Raw genomic sequence first — 13,653 nt, 5'->3', positions numbered from 1 at the left:
AAAAAACGCGAACTTTAATGGTTCGCGTTTTTTAATGCTTGCAAAGCTAAATTATGAGCTCCGCGATTTTCTTTTTCTGGAACCCAATTGATCAAAACTAGAGGGTATGGTGTTAATTGTAGATTGATTTCATCAACAAGCCCTTGGTAGTGTTTTGCATAAGATTTATGCAAGGCATCAGTTACGATTTTTGAATCACTATATATTTGTACATTTTCATTGCTAGGTAGGTACTTTAATGCCCAAAGAACTGCCAAAAATTCAGCCTCATGATTATTAACAGTCTCTCTCAAGGCTGTTTTTAGCTGTTTTTGTACTTTATCAATAATTAAAACTGCGCCAGCTGACGAACGACCAGTGGATACGTCACGTGCTGCGTCAACATATAGTGTAATCATATAAGTTTCCTTTTAATTGAACGTATATCGAAAGTATAACAAATTTTGTTGAAATATTATATGTTGTCGTCGAATAATACATTGAGGATAATAAGCTATGCATTGTTAGCAGTAACTTTTTACATTCCTTTAATTGAAATCTGGTAAAATATTAGTTGAATACGTTTACAGAAAAGGGCAACACATGATACCAAGACGCGGTTTTTTTCAACCACTGGATTCAACAGGTACAATTAGTTGGTTGTGGTGGGGTATATTTTTTATGGGCAGTATTGTCGTTTGGGATGAAATGAGTTTCAAACTTGAAATCCTACCAATTTTGTTTATTATGGTGATGATTTTATTAGGCGTACTACTAGTCGTTCGTCGACGTGTTTACATCGCTGGGCCTAATCTTTTTTTGGGTCGGGTGTTATTATCAGAGTATGAAAAAATTTCTTTGAAAGATATTGAACATTGGCAGTTGAATGGTCATGTTTTATCATTTATTCGTGCTGGCCGAGAACGAAAATATTATCTTACAAAAAACATTGTGCAACAAATTAAGGATTACATGGATACTGATGGCAAATAAAATATTAATTCATATAACAGATCAAGCTGGGCGTGTTGATGCTGTGTTATCGAAAGAAAATCTGAGTTACTCACGTACCACACTCTCAAATTGGCTAGTGGATGGTACGATTTTAGTTAATAATCATAAAGTAAAACGCTCATATAAAGTTGTCAGTGGAGATACAATATCTATTACTCCACCTGAGACTCAAGAAACAAAGATCGAAGCTGAAAACATTCCGCTTGATATTATTTATGAAGATGATGATATTATTGTTGTAAATAAGCCACAAGGAATGGTCGTGCACCCTGCTGCAGGACATAGTTCTGGTACATTGGTGAACGCATTACTTCATCATTCACCATTGTCAACCATCAATGGTGAATTCCGACCTGGAATAGTACATCGCATTGATCGTGATACCAGCGGCCTACTAATGGTCGCAAAAAACGATAAGGCTCATCGTTCACTATCTGAACAGTTAAAATCTCATAAAAATCAGCGCGTGTATTACGCGCTAGTCCGTGGTGAATTTACGGAAGATTCAGGAACAATTGAAGCTCCGATTGGACGTCATAAAATTGATCGAAAAAAACAAGCAGTTATTGAAGGCGGACGTGAGGCTGTCACGCATTTTCGTGTCTTAAAACGATATGTTGGTTATACGCTGTTAAAAGTGAGTTTAGAAACTGGCAGAACGCACCAAATAAGGGTGCATATGAGTTACATTGGTCATCCAGTTGTTGGGGATCCGGTATACGGCACGGCACAGAAGCTAGATGGTACACAGTTGAATGGGCAATTATTGCATGCTAAGACACTGACTTTAGAGCAACCTACAACAGGCGATGAACTGTCATTTGACAGTCCATTACCAGATTACTTTCAGTTTGCTTTATCAACATTAACACCGATTAATAGAGAGGAAGATGAATATGCCAAATAAAGAAGTTTTAGATAATGCCTCATTACAGCGCGCGTTAACTCGTATTACATACGAGATAATTGAGCGTAATAAGGGCGGTAAAAATTTGGTTCTGGTGGGAATCAAAACACGTGGCGAGTATCTTGCACGCCGTATTGCAGATCGTTTAGAACAATTAGAAGGCGTTCAAATTCCGGTCATGGCCATTGACATTACTAACTTTCGGGATGATAAACCTGATCAGCATAACGATTTAGGTTTGAACTCAGAAGAGCGATTGAACATTTCCGAACAGAATATTGTTTTGATTGACGATGTATTGTTTACAGGACGAACTATTCGAGCAGCATTGGATGCACTGATTCATATTGGTCGTCCTAAAACGATTTCACTAGCTGTTTTGGTGGATCGTGGACACAGAGAATTGCCTATTCGAGCAGACTTCGTTGGAAAAAATATTCCCACCGCACAGAATGAAAAGATTAAAGTCTTTGTGCAAGAAATTGATGGAAAAGATGCAGTTGAAATTGTTCATTAATAACTTTTTGGCGGCTAAGGATCAATTGATATATTTGTGGGGAAGTAGATAACAGATAATCTGTTACTTTAATGCTGTATACAATACTGTCTATTTGTATACAGCAGTTTGGAGAATTATAGCTTATGATTAGACATTTAATCCTAGAAGATGGCACGGTTTTTGAGGGCCTTGGCTTTGGTGCACCTGCCACCACTTTTGGGGAAATCATTTTTCATACGGCCATGACTGGTTATCAAGAAATTATCACAGATCCAATTTACGATGGGCAAATGATTGTCTTTTCGATGCCTGTTATCGGGGCAGCGGGTATTCATGCTGAGGCTTATGAATCAGTGAAACCAATGATAAGAGGAATGATCGTACATGATTTGGCTGAGGTATCAGTTAATCGGCAACGTCGTATGAATTTAGATCGTTTCCTGAAGCAACACAATATTCCTGGATTGTATCAAGTTGATACACGAAAATTGATCAGACATTTGCGAGAAACTGGGCCACAAAAAGCTACAATTGTTGACTACGCTGATGATCACGCAGTAGATCAATTAGTAGCGACAGTTTTAACAAATAAACAAGTCCAAAATACAGCGACCTCTAAGCCATATGCTAATCCCGGGCGTGGTCGTCATATTGTAGTAATAGATTTCGGTTTAAAACATGGTATTCTTCGCATGTTAGGGGATTACGATGCCAATGTTTCCGTTTTACCATATACAACAAGTGTTGATGAAGTATTAACCTTAGATCCAGATGGCATTATCCTATCTACAGGCCCTGGCGATCCGCGCTCACTGCCAGAAAGTGTTCTTACGTTGATCAGAGTATTGCAAACAAAGGCGCCGTTACTGGGTATTGGCTTGGGCCATGAATTATTTGCTTTAGCCAATGATGCAACATTGGTGGCACTCCCATCTGAACATCACGGCATGAACCATCCTATTCAAGAAATTATTTCTAGGCAAATTTTTTATGCAATGCAGGGCCAAGGGTATGCGGTTGACGAAGAATTACTTGACCATAAGAAATTATTTGTTACCTATCGTGATTTAGTAGATGGTGCTGTACAGGGACTGCGTCACCGTGATTATCCAGCTTTTAGTGTACAGTTTTTCCCAGATGCCGCTCCAGGACCATATGAAGCGACAGCAGTATTTGCAGATTTTTTTGAAACGGTAGAAGATTATGTCGAACATCACAGCTAAAAATATTTTATTCATTGGTGCGGGATCAAATGATTTTGGTCTTGAATCGGAGCATGATGCAGCCATTTATCAGGTCATGCCCGAATTAAAGGGACATGGTATTAATGTCTTTCTAATTGACGAAAACCCTTACGCATTGTCTCTAGAAAGTTTAGCGGCTGAAACAATTTGGAAGCCTTTGACAGTTGAAAACGTTAAACAGGTTATTAAGCATAACCATATTGACACGGTGCTACCACTTTTTGGTGGCGTGCGCGCGGTAAGGTTATGGGCAGATGTTGTGCAATCATGGGAGCATGGGGACGGTTTAGTACCTCAAACTCTTGGCTTGAGCATTGATATGTTACTAAGGATTAATAATCTGGCTGATTTTACGAAATTTATGGCAGAAGCTGGTTTACCAGTTATCACAAGCCATGTTGTCAAAGCGCAAGACGATGCAAACGAATTGTTACGTGAGCTTCAGGTCCCATTAATGATTAGATCTCTGCATCCAAAAAATACTAATACACGTCAGATGGTTGAGCGGTTAGATGAATTTGAAGAAGCAATTGATAATGCCAAAACACAGTCAATGACGCAAGAAATCATTATTTCTAAAGCCATAAATGGTTTGAAAGAAATTGGAATGGAAGTGTTACGAGATTTTCGCGGGAACAAGATGAAAATCGGTGCCAGTGAGGATATGGATCCAATTGGTATTCATACTGCTGATTCATTAAGTGTGTCACCAACATTAACGATTCAAGACCAAATTTTGGAAAAAATGAGGATGTATGCCTTCCAAGTTGCTGATTTATTAGAATTACAAGGTGTAATGCACGTTCAATTTGCCTTTGACGATACGACAGGTGCTATTTATATCATTAAGGTTTCACCCTATATTGATCAAATGTCTAGTCGTATGGCGCTTGTAACTGGATATCCAGTAATGCTAGTAGCCATTAACTTGGCGATGGGTATTGCGTTAGAAGACATTGTGCTTTCACACGATTTTGGTCAAAAAATGGCTATGATGGAACCGATGATGGATCATATCACGGTAAAGTTGCCAATTTTTCCATTCGGTGAGTTAGAGGAATCCAATGTTTCGGTGAATCGACAGCTGAATAGTATACAAAAGTCTGTTGGCTCGACGATTGGGTTTGGGCGTACATTCATTGAGGCTCTCGAAAAAGCCATTCGATCGGCACATTTTAACAATGCCACATTTTCACCAACAAATATGGCACATGTTAGTGATGACGCATTAATCCAGCAGCTAATTCATCCTGAAGATAATCGTGTGTTGCTACTCATTGAAGCCATAAAACGTGGTTACGAAATTGACGAGTTAGCCGAATTAACAAATATTGACGAATTTTACTTTTATCAATTAAGGCATCTATTGCAATTAGAACTTGAGATTGAAAAAGATGTAGACAGTATCGTGTCATTGCGGCGTGGTAAAAGGTATGGCTTATCAGATGGTCTAATTGCTCTTTTTTGGGATACCGATTTTAAAATTATTCGAGCCTTAACAAAGGAACACAACATTGACCCAACTTATAAAGCTTTAGAACCATCGGCCGGTGAGTTTCCAGAGAATGCACGTCAATATTACTCGACTTACGAAGAAGAAAATGAATCTGAACAGGTCAGTGATAATACTGTTCTGGTCATCGGTAGTGGTGCATTTAGACTAGGGGATGCTGCATCTGGTGGTTATGCGACAACCGTTGTGTTATCTGAACTACGACGTCTGCAGTACCATACTGTAATTATGAATAATAACGCTAGTGATGCAACGCTGATGCAAAATTTGGCTGATAAGCAATATTTGGAGCCATTGGAAATTTCAGACGTCATGAAGGTTGTTGAACTCGAAAATCCGATAGCCATAATTGTTCCAGGGAATCGACGTAAGTTAATTAAGGCATTACGCGAACTCAATCAGAACGTGTTGATTTTGCCAAAGGAAAAGCATACACCAAGTGGACCGGAAACAACACAAACTGAATTTGCCTTAAACGTATTTTCTGATGGGCATCAAATTTATCCAATTAACATCACCCAACACATGGTCGGTGAAATGCGAATTGTGCCACAAATTGTTGATTTGCCAAAAGAGCTAACACAAACACATCTGGAAAATCCAGGCGTGTACCAGGTAATATGGTGTCAAAATGGTAATGACTGGGTAGATCATGTTGAAGTCTCAAACATCAGTTATGATACATGGTTACGTCCTATGCCATTTGGACAAGTTGCCTTTATAAGCAAAGTAATGCAGGTTCAGTGGCTACGTATGACAGTTCGATCATTGTTAGATCGGATGACGGAGCAAGATAGAAAGTTATTGGATAATGTTAATAAATTGACACTACAAACAGATGTCCGCTTAGCGGCTTCCAATATTGATTATGAGCTCCACTTGCAACCCACAGAGCCTATTGATGGTACAAGATTTGAATTAGGGGTGGGCATCAAATATTATGAGTAAAGACAAGTATGAAACACATCTGTTTACAGGTATTGTAGTTGAGCAGGATCTGTCAGGAAACTATGTTCCTAAAGATGGCGCGACTTTGCACAGGTGGCGAACTGGAAAACATACAAAAGGAAAGTACAAACATACTGGGCAAGTATTTTTGACAGAAAATAATCAAAGTGTTGCTGTACTATCACAAGAAAAATTATCTTTTAATAAGCGCCATGATTATGTGCCGTTACAAAGATGGACAGAAGCAACTGTTGACTTGAGAAAACTTGAAGCATACAAAAAGGATGAATCATAAAGTTCATCCTTTTTGTATGCTTATTTTCTCAAAGATTTGGTGTTAAAGTTAAACAGGATAGCATTCAATACGATTAACAAAGCACTGAAAATAAAAATACCTCGATAATCAAATACACTGGCTACTAGGGCACCAAACATTGGACCCATGACACTTCCGATTGATTGGAAACTTTGATTATAGCTGAAGATTCGGCCAGTCATTGCTGAGGGTGAGTTTTTAGATAGCAAGGTCTGCACAGCTGGTAACATGGTGGCATCACTAATACCAATAATAAATCGAAATACCATTAGCATGAAGACACTTGTTACAAATGCTGTTGGGACTAATGCAGCGATAGCAATACAAAAACCAATTTTTATCATTCTGTGTGTACCCACGCGGTCACCAATTTTTCCAAACTGTGGCGCTGCAAAAACTGTTGCAATACCAGGCATTGCTGCCACGACACCGGCGAGAAAGGTAGTGTTGTTACTGTTGTTTGTTAACTCGCGGACAAACAGACTGATAATGGGATTGATGGAGGTATTGACTGTTTGTACTAACATTGTAGTAATAAATAGTCCAAAAATTAATTGTTTGTTTGGTAGTGCGTGCCAGAGATCAGCTGTTGACGTTGGATTTGAATCAGCAGGGGCTACGTGAGGCTCCTCTTTAACAAAAAACATGGTCAGTATGAATACCAAAAATAAAATGATACCGGTGATATGAAAAGACATACGATATGAAACAACTGAAGCTAAAGTACCACCAAATAGTGGACCAAGTAAATTACCAGCTGTCATACCAGTTACCAAAATGCCAAGTGCGTGACCGGCGTGTTCTTTCGGGGTTTGTGTGGCAATTAAGGCATTTGAATTGGAAATATAGCCGCCCGTAGCACCTTGAAGGGCACGAAGAATGAATAATTGCCAAACATTAGTGACATACCCCATTAAAAATAGGACAATCGCCATACCAAGTGCAGCACGAAGCATCATTAATTTGCGACCTTTTCTATCAGCGAGATTCCCCCATAAAGGGGACACGATCGCCATAACTAAAAATGACACAGAGAAAATTGCCCCAGAATAAAATGTTAGCTGATTTTTACTAAAATGGCCTAAGGTGTCAATGTACAAAGAAAGAAATGGCATGACTTCACTCAGAGCGATTCCTGTCATAAACACACCAAACCAAAGGACCAATACGTTACGTTTCCAAAGAGATTTTTCTTGATTTTTTGACATGACTAAGCACGTTATCTCCCTATTTTTAAATAATTAAACAAGTAAAGTTTATTATTTAATTTTAGCGCTTATGACTCACTCGTGCACAGATTTAAACGTGGCTTGTGAAAAAATTAAATTTTGCTTATAATGAGAGTACGCATTGTAAAGCGTTAATAAGGTGCAAATCGTTTTGTTAAGTGATTTTGTACTCTCCGGAATCCATGAAGGGAATTGTGTGCGACATCTTTGAAATCAGTGGATCTAGCTTGTTTAAGACAGTAGTGTATCAAACACTGAAACATGGATAAATGGTCACACATTATACGCTAAAATATGGCAAAAACAAAGCATTATACAGGACCGGAAGTCCTCGAGATGGTCGGACAATACATGTCCGAATCAGATACAAAAAATGTTAAAAAGGCCTACGAATGGGCGTCAGAGTTGCACAAGGAGCAGAAACGTAAGTCTGGGGAACCATATATTATTCATCCAATTCAAGTTGCTGGTATTTTGGCAGAACTGAAGATGGATACGGCAACGGTTATTTCAGGCTATCTTCATGATGTTGTTGAGGATACGACGGCTACGTTACAGGATGTTCGAGATAATTTTGGAGAAACAATTGCCCAAATTATTGATGGTGTAACGAAAATTAGTAAAATTCAATATCAAAGTTCACAAGAACAGCTTGCAGAAAACCATCGTAAGTTGCTTTTAGCTATGTCAAAAGACATACGTGTGATTATTGTTAAGTTAGCCGACCGTTTGCACAATATGCGCACTTTAGGCGCTTTACGGGAAGAAAAACAAAAGCGCATTGCAAAAGAAACATTGGAAATCTACGCGCCACTGGCTGACCGCCTTGGTATTAGTACGATTAAGTGGGAACTTGAAGACTTATCCTTAAGTTATATTGATCCCGAGCAATATTATCATATTGCTTCACTGATGAATATGAAGCGCGAAGAACGAATTAGCTACGTACAGGAAGCAGTAGACCAGATTAATGGTGCGATAAAAGATCTTGAATTAAGTCATGTTGATGTGTATGGTCGTCCAAAGCATATTTACTCAATTTATCGAAAAATGGTGGATAAGCATAAGGCTTTTGAAGAAATTTATGATTTATTGGCTGTTCGTGTATTAACGGATTCGATTCCGGACACTTATGCTGTATTAGGAGCAATACACTCAAAATGGACACCGATTCCTGGCCGTTTTAAAGATTATATTGCATTGCCAAAAGCGAACGGATATCAAAGTTTACATACCACAGTTATTGGTCCTGACGGACGTCCATTGGAAGTGCAAATTCGTACGCATCATATGCATGAAGTGGCTGAATATGGAGTAGCTGCACATTGGGCATATAAAAAAAATCGGGGCTCAAATAAAGAGGCAAATGTCGATGATAACAGTCAGCAAGCCTTAAATGTCATCCAAGGCATATTAGAACTGCAAGAAAATGCCAAAAATGCCGAAGACTTTATGGATGGTGTAACGGGTGATTTGTTTTCTGATCGTGTTTATGCGTTTACACCTCGTGGTGATGTGTTCGAACTGGCTAAAGGTGCCGGACCGTTGGATATGGCGTTTTCAATCCATACAAATATTGGGATTAAAACAACTGGTGCAAAAATAAATGGTCGAATCGTACCACTGGATTATAAAATAAAAACCGGTGATATTATAGAAATTATCACTTCTGCTAATGCTAAACCAAGCCGTGACTGGTTAGAGATTGTTTCGACACGCCGAGCACGAAACAAAATTAAGCAGTATTTTAAGCAGTTGGATAGAGAAGACAACATCGCCGCAGCGCGTGAATTGTTAGCTAAAAACCTAAGAGACAATAATTTCAATCCTGCTGAGATTCTGACGCCAGAAAATATTCAAGAAACCGCAGATAAGATGCACTATCATACGCCAGATGATATGTTGGCAGCAATAGGATTTGGCGATATTGCTGTACCTGGTGTGGCTAATAAATTAACCGAAAAGATACGAGAGGCTAATGAGGAAGCTGCTACAGCAGAATTACAGCGTGAAATGCTGGAGGAAGGCCACGAAATCACTCGTGATGAAACAGCTTTCACCAAACGACAAAAATCAACGGCTGATGATATTGTTATTGCAGGAGTGGATAATTTATTAGTACGTTTAGGTCGATGTTGTACACCAGTTCCAGGAGACGATGTTAAAGGTTATATCACGAAGGGACGTGGTATTTCTGTTCATCGTGTGGGGTGCCCAAATATTCGAGCCGCTCAACTTCAAGGACAACGTCTTGTGGATGTACAGTGGGAAGATGAAAATGGCTCAAAACCTAATTATGATGCTGATTTGACTGTTCATGGTGAAAATCGCGGTGGATTGCTAAACGATGTACTTCGTAGTGTTAATGGACGAACGCGCTATGTTAATTCTGTTAACGGTCATGTGACAAAAAACGGGATGGCGCAAGTTTCTCTATCAATAGGTGTCAAAAATTCAGAACAGCTGACAGCAATTATGGATTCTCTAAACAATCTACCAGCAGTATACGATGTGGAACGCACATTTCATTAAAATATGTCAAAATATGTTGATAAGCCTCAAATAAAACAATTTTGAGGCTTTTTATGATAAAAATTGTGTCAAAACTGGAAGACGTTTGAAAGTTCTTGATACGATATCGTTTTTCACGTATGATGTTAGCAAGTAAATGTATTTTTAGAATGGAGATAGCATGAAAGTTGTATTGCAACGCGTAAGCAAAGCTAGTGTTAAAATTGACGACCAAGTAAAAGGAGCAATTAACAAAGGATATGTATTGTTAGTTGGCGTTGCTGACGGTGACGAGCAAGCAGATATAGATTATTTAGTTCGGAAAATACATAATTTACGAATTTTTGAAGATGAAAGCGGCCGGATGAATCGTAGTATCGAAGACGTTTCTGGCGCTATTTTATCTATCTCACAATTTACGTTGTTTGCTGATACTAAAAAAGGAAATCGTCCAAGTTTTACCAAGGCAGGGGCACCAGAATTTGCGACTGTTATGTATAATCAATTCAATGCGACATTAAGGGAAAGTGGATTACAGGTTGAAACTGGAGAATTTGGAGCGGATATGCAAGTTAGCTTAACAAACGATGGACCGGTGACAATTTTATTCGATACAAAAAGCGCTCAATGAGCGCTTTTCTTGTGGTTATAATACCAGCCAAATGGTATAGTACTTTCTGTACCATTTCTGATTCGGGAAATATTTGTACGATGGCGGTAGAAAACAAAAATTGTTAATATGGTAGCAACTATCGTTAGTATCCAATCATGATAGTATAGTGATATTAGGACGGCGCATGAGAAACTAATCATAGAGCTCAGAGATACCATTGAACTAATTGACAATAAAATAACGAAAATACTAATGATGATGATGAAAAATATGGGATTATAGGCAAGTAATACACCAGCTGAAGTAGCAACTGCTTTACCACCTTTAAAGCCAATCCAGATGGAGAACGTGTGTCCCAGTATAGCACCAATACCCACTAACATTGGATTAATGCTACTATGGAACAATAAGGGAAGCAAGCCTGCTGCCGTACCTTTAAGCATATCAAGTGCCAGCACAGTTATGCCAGCTCGGATACCCAAAACACGGAATGAATTGGTAGTACCAATGTTACCTGACCCCTCATCGCGAATATCTTTATGGTAAAAGATTTTACCTACCCAAAATCCTGGGACTAGAGATCCGCTCAAGTAAGAGAGTATAAACATTAATATAGTAGTAAACATAAAAAAACCCCTTTAATATAAAAGCAAGTACAAGTTTACCATATATTTAAGTAGTATATGGCATAACTTATTGAAAATAAAATATTGACACTTGTCAGAAACAAGATTTTCATCTATGATAAAATAGATTGACATTAGCGCACGAACACTGGTTCGTGTATCGAAGGATAGATTAATATGCCAGAAAAAAATCATTATGATTCAGATTCAATAAAAATTTTAGAAGGACTTGAGGCCGTTCGTAAACGTCCAGGAATGTATATCGGTTCAACAGATGGTCGTGGTTTGCACCACTTGGTCTATGAAATCGTTGACAATGCTGTTGATGAAGCACTTGGTGGCTATGGAAATGAAATTCGCGTTACGATACATGATAATAACGCTATCACCGTACAAGACTTTGGCCGTGGGATGCCAATTGGCATGCATGAGTCTGGTAAACCCACACCAGAAGTTATTTTAACAGTTTTACATGCCGGCGGAAAGTTTGGGCAGGGTGGCTATGCGACTTCCGGTGGGTTACACGGTGTTGGTTCTTCTGTTGTTAATGCATTGTCGGAGAGCTTAACGGTAACCATTGTTCGCGAAGGCCATAAGTGGCAAGAAGAATTCGTGAATGGTGGTAATCCAGTTGGTACCTTACGAGATTTAGGTAAAACTAAGGAACCAACAGGGACAACGGTTACTTTCAAGCCAGATGCGACAATTTTTAGTGCTACGGTTTATAAATTTGATATTTTAGCAGAACGTTTGCGTGAATCGTCGTTCTTAATGAGTGGTGTTAAGTTTACGTTAACCGACGAAAGAGTTGATCCGGTTCGTGTTGAAGAATATCATTATGAAAAAGGTCTTGAAGCGTTTGTTGGTTTTCTGAATGAAGACAAAGAAACTATCGGACCAGTTATGACCTTTGAGGGTGAACAAGAGAGTATTGTTGTTGATGTTGCAGCGCAGTACAATGATGGTTACTCTGAAACACTTCTTTCATTTGTTAACAATGTCCGTACACAGGATGGTGGAACCCACGAAGTCGGTTTCCGAACTGCGTGGACAAAGGCTTTTAATGAATATGCACGAAAAGTCAACTTACTAAAAGATAAAGATAAAAACTTAGAAGGCACGGATGTCCGTGAAGGATTATCAGCTGTTATTTCATTGCGTGTTCCAGAACAGTTTTTGCAGTTTGAAGGACAGACCAAAGATAAACTAGGAACGCCAGAGGCACGTGGTATTGTTGACTCTGTGGTTAATGAAACTCTTGGACGCTTCTTAATGGAAAATGGTGACTTCGGACAAAACTTAATCCGTAAGGCACTTCGCGCGCGCGAAGCTCGAGAAGCAGCTCGTCGCGCCCGCGACGAAAGTCGCACTGGTAAAACTAAAGGGGCGAAAGATCGTCTGCTTTCCGGGAAGCTAGCACCTGCCCAATCTAAAAATGCTGATAAAAATGAGCTCTTTCTAGTCGAGGGTGATTCAGCCGGGGGCTCTGCAAAGCAAGGTCGTGACCGTAAGTTCCAAGCCATTTTGCCGCTACGTGGAAAAGTACTAAACACTGAAAAAGCTAAGTTAGCAGATATTTTAAAAAACGAAGAAATATCAACATTGATTTATGCTATTGGTGGCGGTGTTGGAACTGATTTTAAAGTTGAAGATGCTTCATTTAACAAAATTATCATTATGACAGATGCCGATGATGATGGCGCGCACATTCAAACCCTACTACTAACATTCTTTTATAAGTATATGCGGCCATTAATTGAAGCTGGGCGTGTCTACATAGCCTTACCACCATTATACCGCGTCAAGTACTCTTCCAAGAAAATAGAAGATCAATTTGCTTGGACTAATGATGAGTTAGAATCAATTACCAGTCAGAGTGATGCACGTTATGAATTAACACGGTTCAAGGGACTTGGTGAGATGAATGCGCCATTATTATGGGAAACGACAATGGATCCCGAATCAAGAACATTAATACGTGTTAAAATTGATGACGCTGTGTTAGCTGAAAAACGTGTCACTACATTGATGGGTGATAAAGTTGATCCGCGGCGTGAATGGATTGAAGCCAATGTTCACTTTACATTGGATGAAGCCGGGTCAATTCTAGACACAGTTGATGGGGATGACACAAAGTCTAGTGATGTTTTTGAAAAAGCGCGCAATCAAGAAACTGGTACAAAATTTAAAGAACAAAAAAATATGCCAGTCATTAAGACTTGGCAGAATGGTGACGACTGATTTCACTTGTTAC

Annotated in this window: 12 protein-coding genes; 9 read left to right on the top strand and 3 right to left on the bottom strand. The window is 39.1% G+C overall.

The features are described 5' to 3' along the window. Nucleotides 1–14: 14 nt before the first annotated feature. Entirely contained in the window at nt 15–398 is a 384-nt protein-coding gene (locus tag LEUM_RS06710) for a ribonuclease HI family protein (RefSeq protein WP_002815051.1), read from the bottom strand. Nucleotides 399–582: 184 nt separating this feature from the next. Here LEUM_RS06710 and LEUM_RS06705 point away from each other — a divergent pair, with 184 nt between their 5' ends. The 6 genes from LEUM_RS06705 (at nt 583) to LEUM_RS06680 (ending at nt 6,399) form a co-directional block, all read left to right on the top strand. After that, nucleotides 583–972 (top strand): EbsA family protein, encoded by a 390-nt coding sequence (locus LEUM_RS06705; protein WP_011680069.1) that lies wholly within the window; start codon nt 583–585, stop codon nt 970–972. Next, a complete protein-coding gene (locus tag LEUM_RS06700; protein WP_011680068.1) occupies nt 962–1,900 on the top strand; it encodes an RluA family pseudouridine synthase in 939 nt (312 codons plus the stop codon). Before LEUM_RS06705 ends, LEUM_RS06700 begins: the two co-directional genes overlap by 11 nt. Next, the gene (gene pyrR / locus LEUM_RS06695; protein WP_011680067.1) at nt 1,890–2,417 is read left to right on the top strand and encodes a bifunctional pyr operon transcriptional regulator/uracil phosphoribosyltransferase PyrR; all 528 of its coding nucleotides are present in this window, start codon (nt 1,890–1,892) and stop codon (nt 2,415–2,417) included. The genes LEUM_RS06700 and pyrR overlap by 11 nt, the downstream gene beginning before the upstream one ends. A gap of 125 nt (nt 2,418–2,542) precedes the next feature. Further along, nucleotides 2,543–3,622 carry a carbamoyl phosphate synthase small subunit gene (locus LEUM_RS06690; protein WP_011680066.1) on the top strand — a complete coding sequence of 360 codons (1,080 nt, stop codon included), beginning with the start codon at nt 2,543–2,545 and terminating at the stop codon, nt 3,620–3,622. Then, nucleotides 3,603–6,104 (top strand): carbamoyl phosphate synthase preATP-grasp domain-containing protein, encoded by a 2,502-nt coding sequence (locus LEUM_RS06685; protein WP_011680065.1) that lies wholly within the window; start codon nt 3,603–3,605, stop codon nt 6,102–6,104. Before LEUM_RS06690 ends, LEUM_RS06685 begins: the two co-directional genes overlap by 20 nt. After that, nucleotides 6,097–6,399: a DUF7671 family protein gene (locus LEUM_RS06680; RefSeq protein ID WP_011680064.1), complete on the top strand. Its 303-nt coding sequence runs from the start codon at nt 6,097–6,099 to the stop codon at nt 6,397–6,399. The genes LEUM_RS06685 and LEUM_RS06680 overlap by 8 nt, the downstream gene beginning before the upstream one ends. 20 nt (nt 6,400–6,419) lie before the next feature. On the opposite strand, the gene LEUM_RS06675 is transcribed toward LEUM_RS06680, so the two are convergent. Continuing rightward, a complete protein-coding gene (locus LEUM_RS06675) occupies nt 6,420–7,628 on the bottom strand; it encodes a multidrug efflux MFS transporter (protein WP_011680063.1) in 1,209 nt (402 codons plus the stop codon). Nucleotides 7,629–7,943: 315 nt separating this feature from the next. On the opposite strand from LEUM_RS06675, the gene LEUM_RS06670 reads away from it, so the two are divergent. Beyond that, complete coding sequence (locus LEUM_RS06670; RefSeq protein WP_041775247.1) at nt 7,944–10,181, top strand: RelA/SpoT family protein; 2,238 nt, start codon at nt 7,944–7,946, stop codon at nt 10,179–10,181. Between the two features lie 160 nt (nt 10,182–10,341). Further along, complete coding sequence (dtd, locus tag LEUM_RS06665) at nt 10,342–10,791, top strand: D-aminoacyl-tRNA deacylase (RefSeq protein WP_011680061.1); 450 nt, start codon at nt 10,342–10,344, stop codon at nt 10,789–10,791. On the opposite strand, the gene plsY is transcribed toward dtd, so the two are convergent. Further along, nucleotides 10,785–11,399: a glycerol-3-phosphate 1-O-acyltransferase PlsY gene (gene plsY, locus LEUM_RS06660; RefSeq protein ID WP_010287393.1), complete on the bottom strand. Its 615-nt coding sequence runs from the start codon at nt 11,397–11,399 to the stop codon at nt 10,785–10,787. The genes dtd and plsY overlap by 7 nt on opposite strands. A gap of 177 nt (nt 11,400–11,576) precedes the next feature. Here plsY and parE point away from each other — a divergent pair, with 177 nt between their 5' ends. Next, nucleotides 11,577–13,640, top strand: a complete 2,064-nt coding sequence (parE, locus tag LEUM_RS06655; RefSeq protein WP_011680060.1) for a DNA topoisomerase IV subunit B — start codon at nt 11,577–11,579, stop codon at nt 13,638–13,640. Nucleotides 13,641–13,653: the final 13 nt, after the last annotated feature.

Origin of the sequence: Leuconostoc mesenteroides subsp. mesenteroides ATCC 8293 (genome assembly GCF_000014445.1) — a bacterium.
In the GTDB taxonomy this organism is placed as follows: Bacteria; Bacillota; Bacilli; order Lactobacillales; family Lactobacillaceae; genus Leuconostoc; species Leuconostoc mesenteroides.
This window is presented reverse-complemented; position numbering and strand designations above follow the sequence as displayed.

What these genes read in the sequence shown, in the direction of transcription:
- LEUM_RS06710 (WP_002815051.1), bottom strand. Translation starts at nt 398, where the DNA reads ATGATTACACTATATGTTGACGCAGCACGTGACGTATCCACTGGTCGT.
- LEUM_RS06670 (WP_041775247.1), top strand. Translation starts at nt 7,944, where the DNA reads ATGGCAAAAACAAAGCATTATACAGGACCGGAAGTCCTCGAGATGGTC.
- LEUM_RS06700 (WP_011680068.1), top strand. Translation starts at nt 962, where the DNA reads ATGGCAAATAAAATATTAATTCATATAACAGATCAAGCTGGGCGTGTT.
- plsY (WP_010287393.1), bottom strand. Translation starts at nt 11,399, where the DNA reads ATGTTTACTACTATATTAATGTTTATACTCTCTTACTTGAGCGGATCT.
- dtd (WP_011680061.1), top strand. Translation starts at nt 10,342, where the DNA reads ATGAAAGTTGTATTGCAACGCGTAAGCAAAGCTAGTGTTAAAATTGAC.
- pyrR (WP_011680067.1), top strand. Translation starts at nt 1,890, where the DNA reads ATGCCAAATAAAGAAGTTTTAGATAATGCCTCATTACAGCGCGCGTTA.
- parE (WP_011680060.1), top strand. Translation starts at nt 11,577, where the DNA reads ATGCCAGAAAAAAATCATTATGATTCAGATTCAATAAAAATTTTAGAA.
- LEUM_RS06690 (WP_011680066.1), top strand. Translation starts at nt 2,543, where the DNA reads ATGATTAGACATTTAATCCTAGAAGATGGCACGGTTTTTGAGGGCCTT.
- LEUM_RS06675 (WP_011680063.1), bottom strand. Translation starts at nt 7,628, where the DNA reads ATGTCAAAAAATCAAGAAAAATCTCTTTGGAAACGTAACGTATTGGTC.
- LEUM_RS06705 (WP_011680069.1), top strand. Translation starts at nt 583, where the DNA reads ATGATACCAAGACGCGGTTTTTTTCAACCACTGGATTCAACAGGTACA.
- LEUM_RS06680 (WP_011680064.1), top strand. Translation starts at nt 6,097, where the DNA reads ATGAGTAAAGACAAGTATGAAACACATCTGTTTACAGGTATTGTAGTT.
- LEUM_RS06685 (WP_011680065.1), top strand. Translation starts at nt 3,603, where the DNA reads ATGTCGAACATCACAGCTAAAAATATTTTATTCATTGGTGCGGGATCA.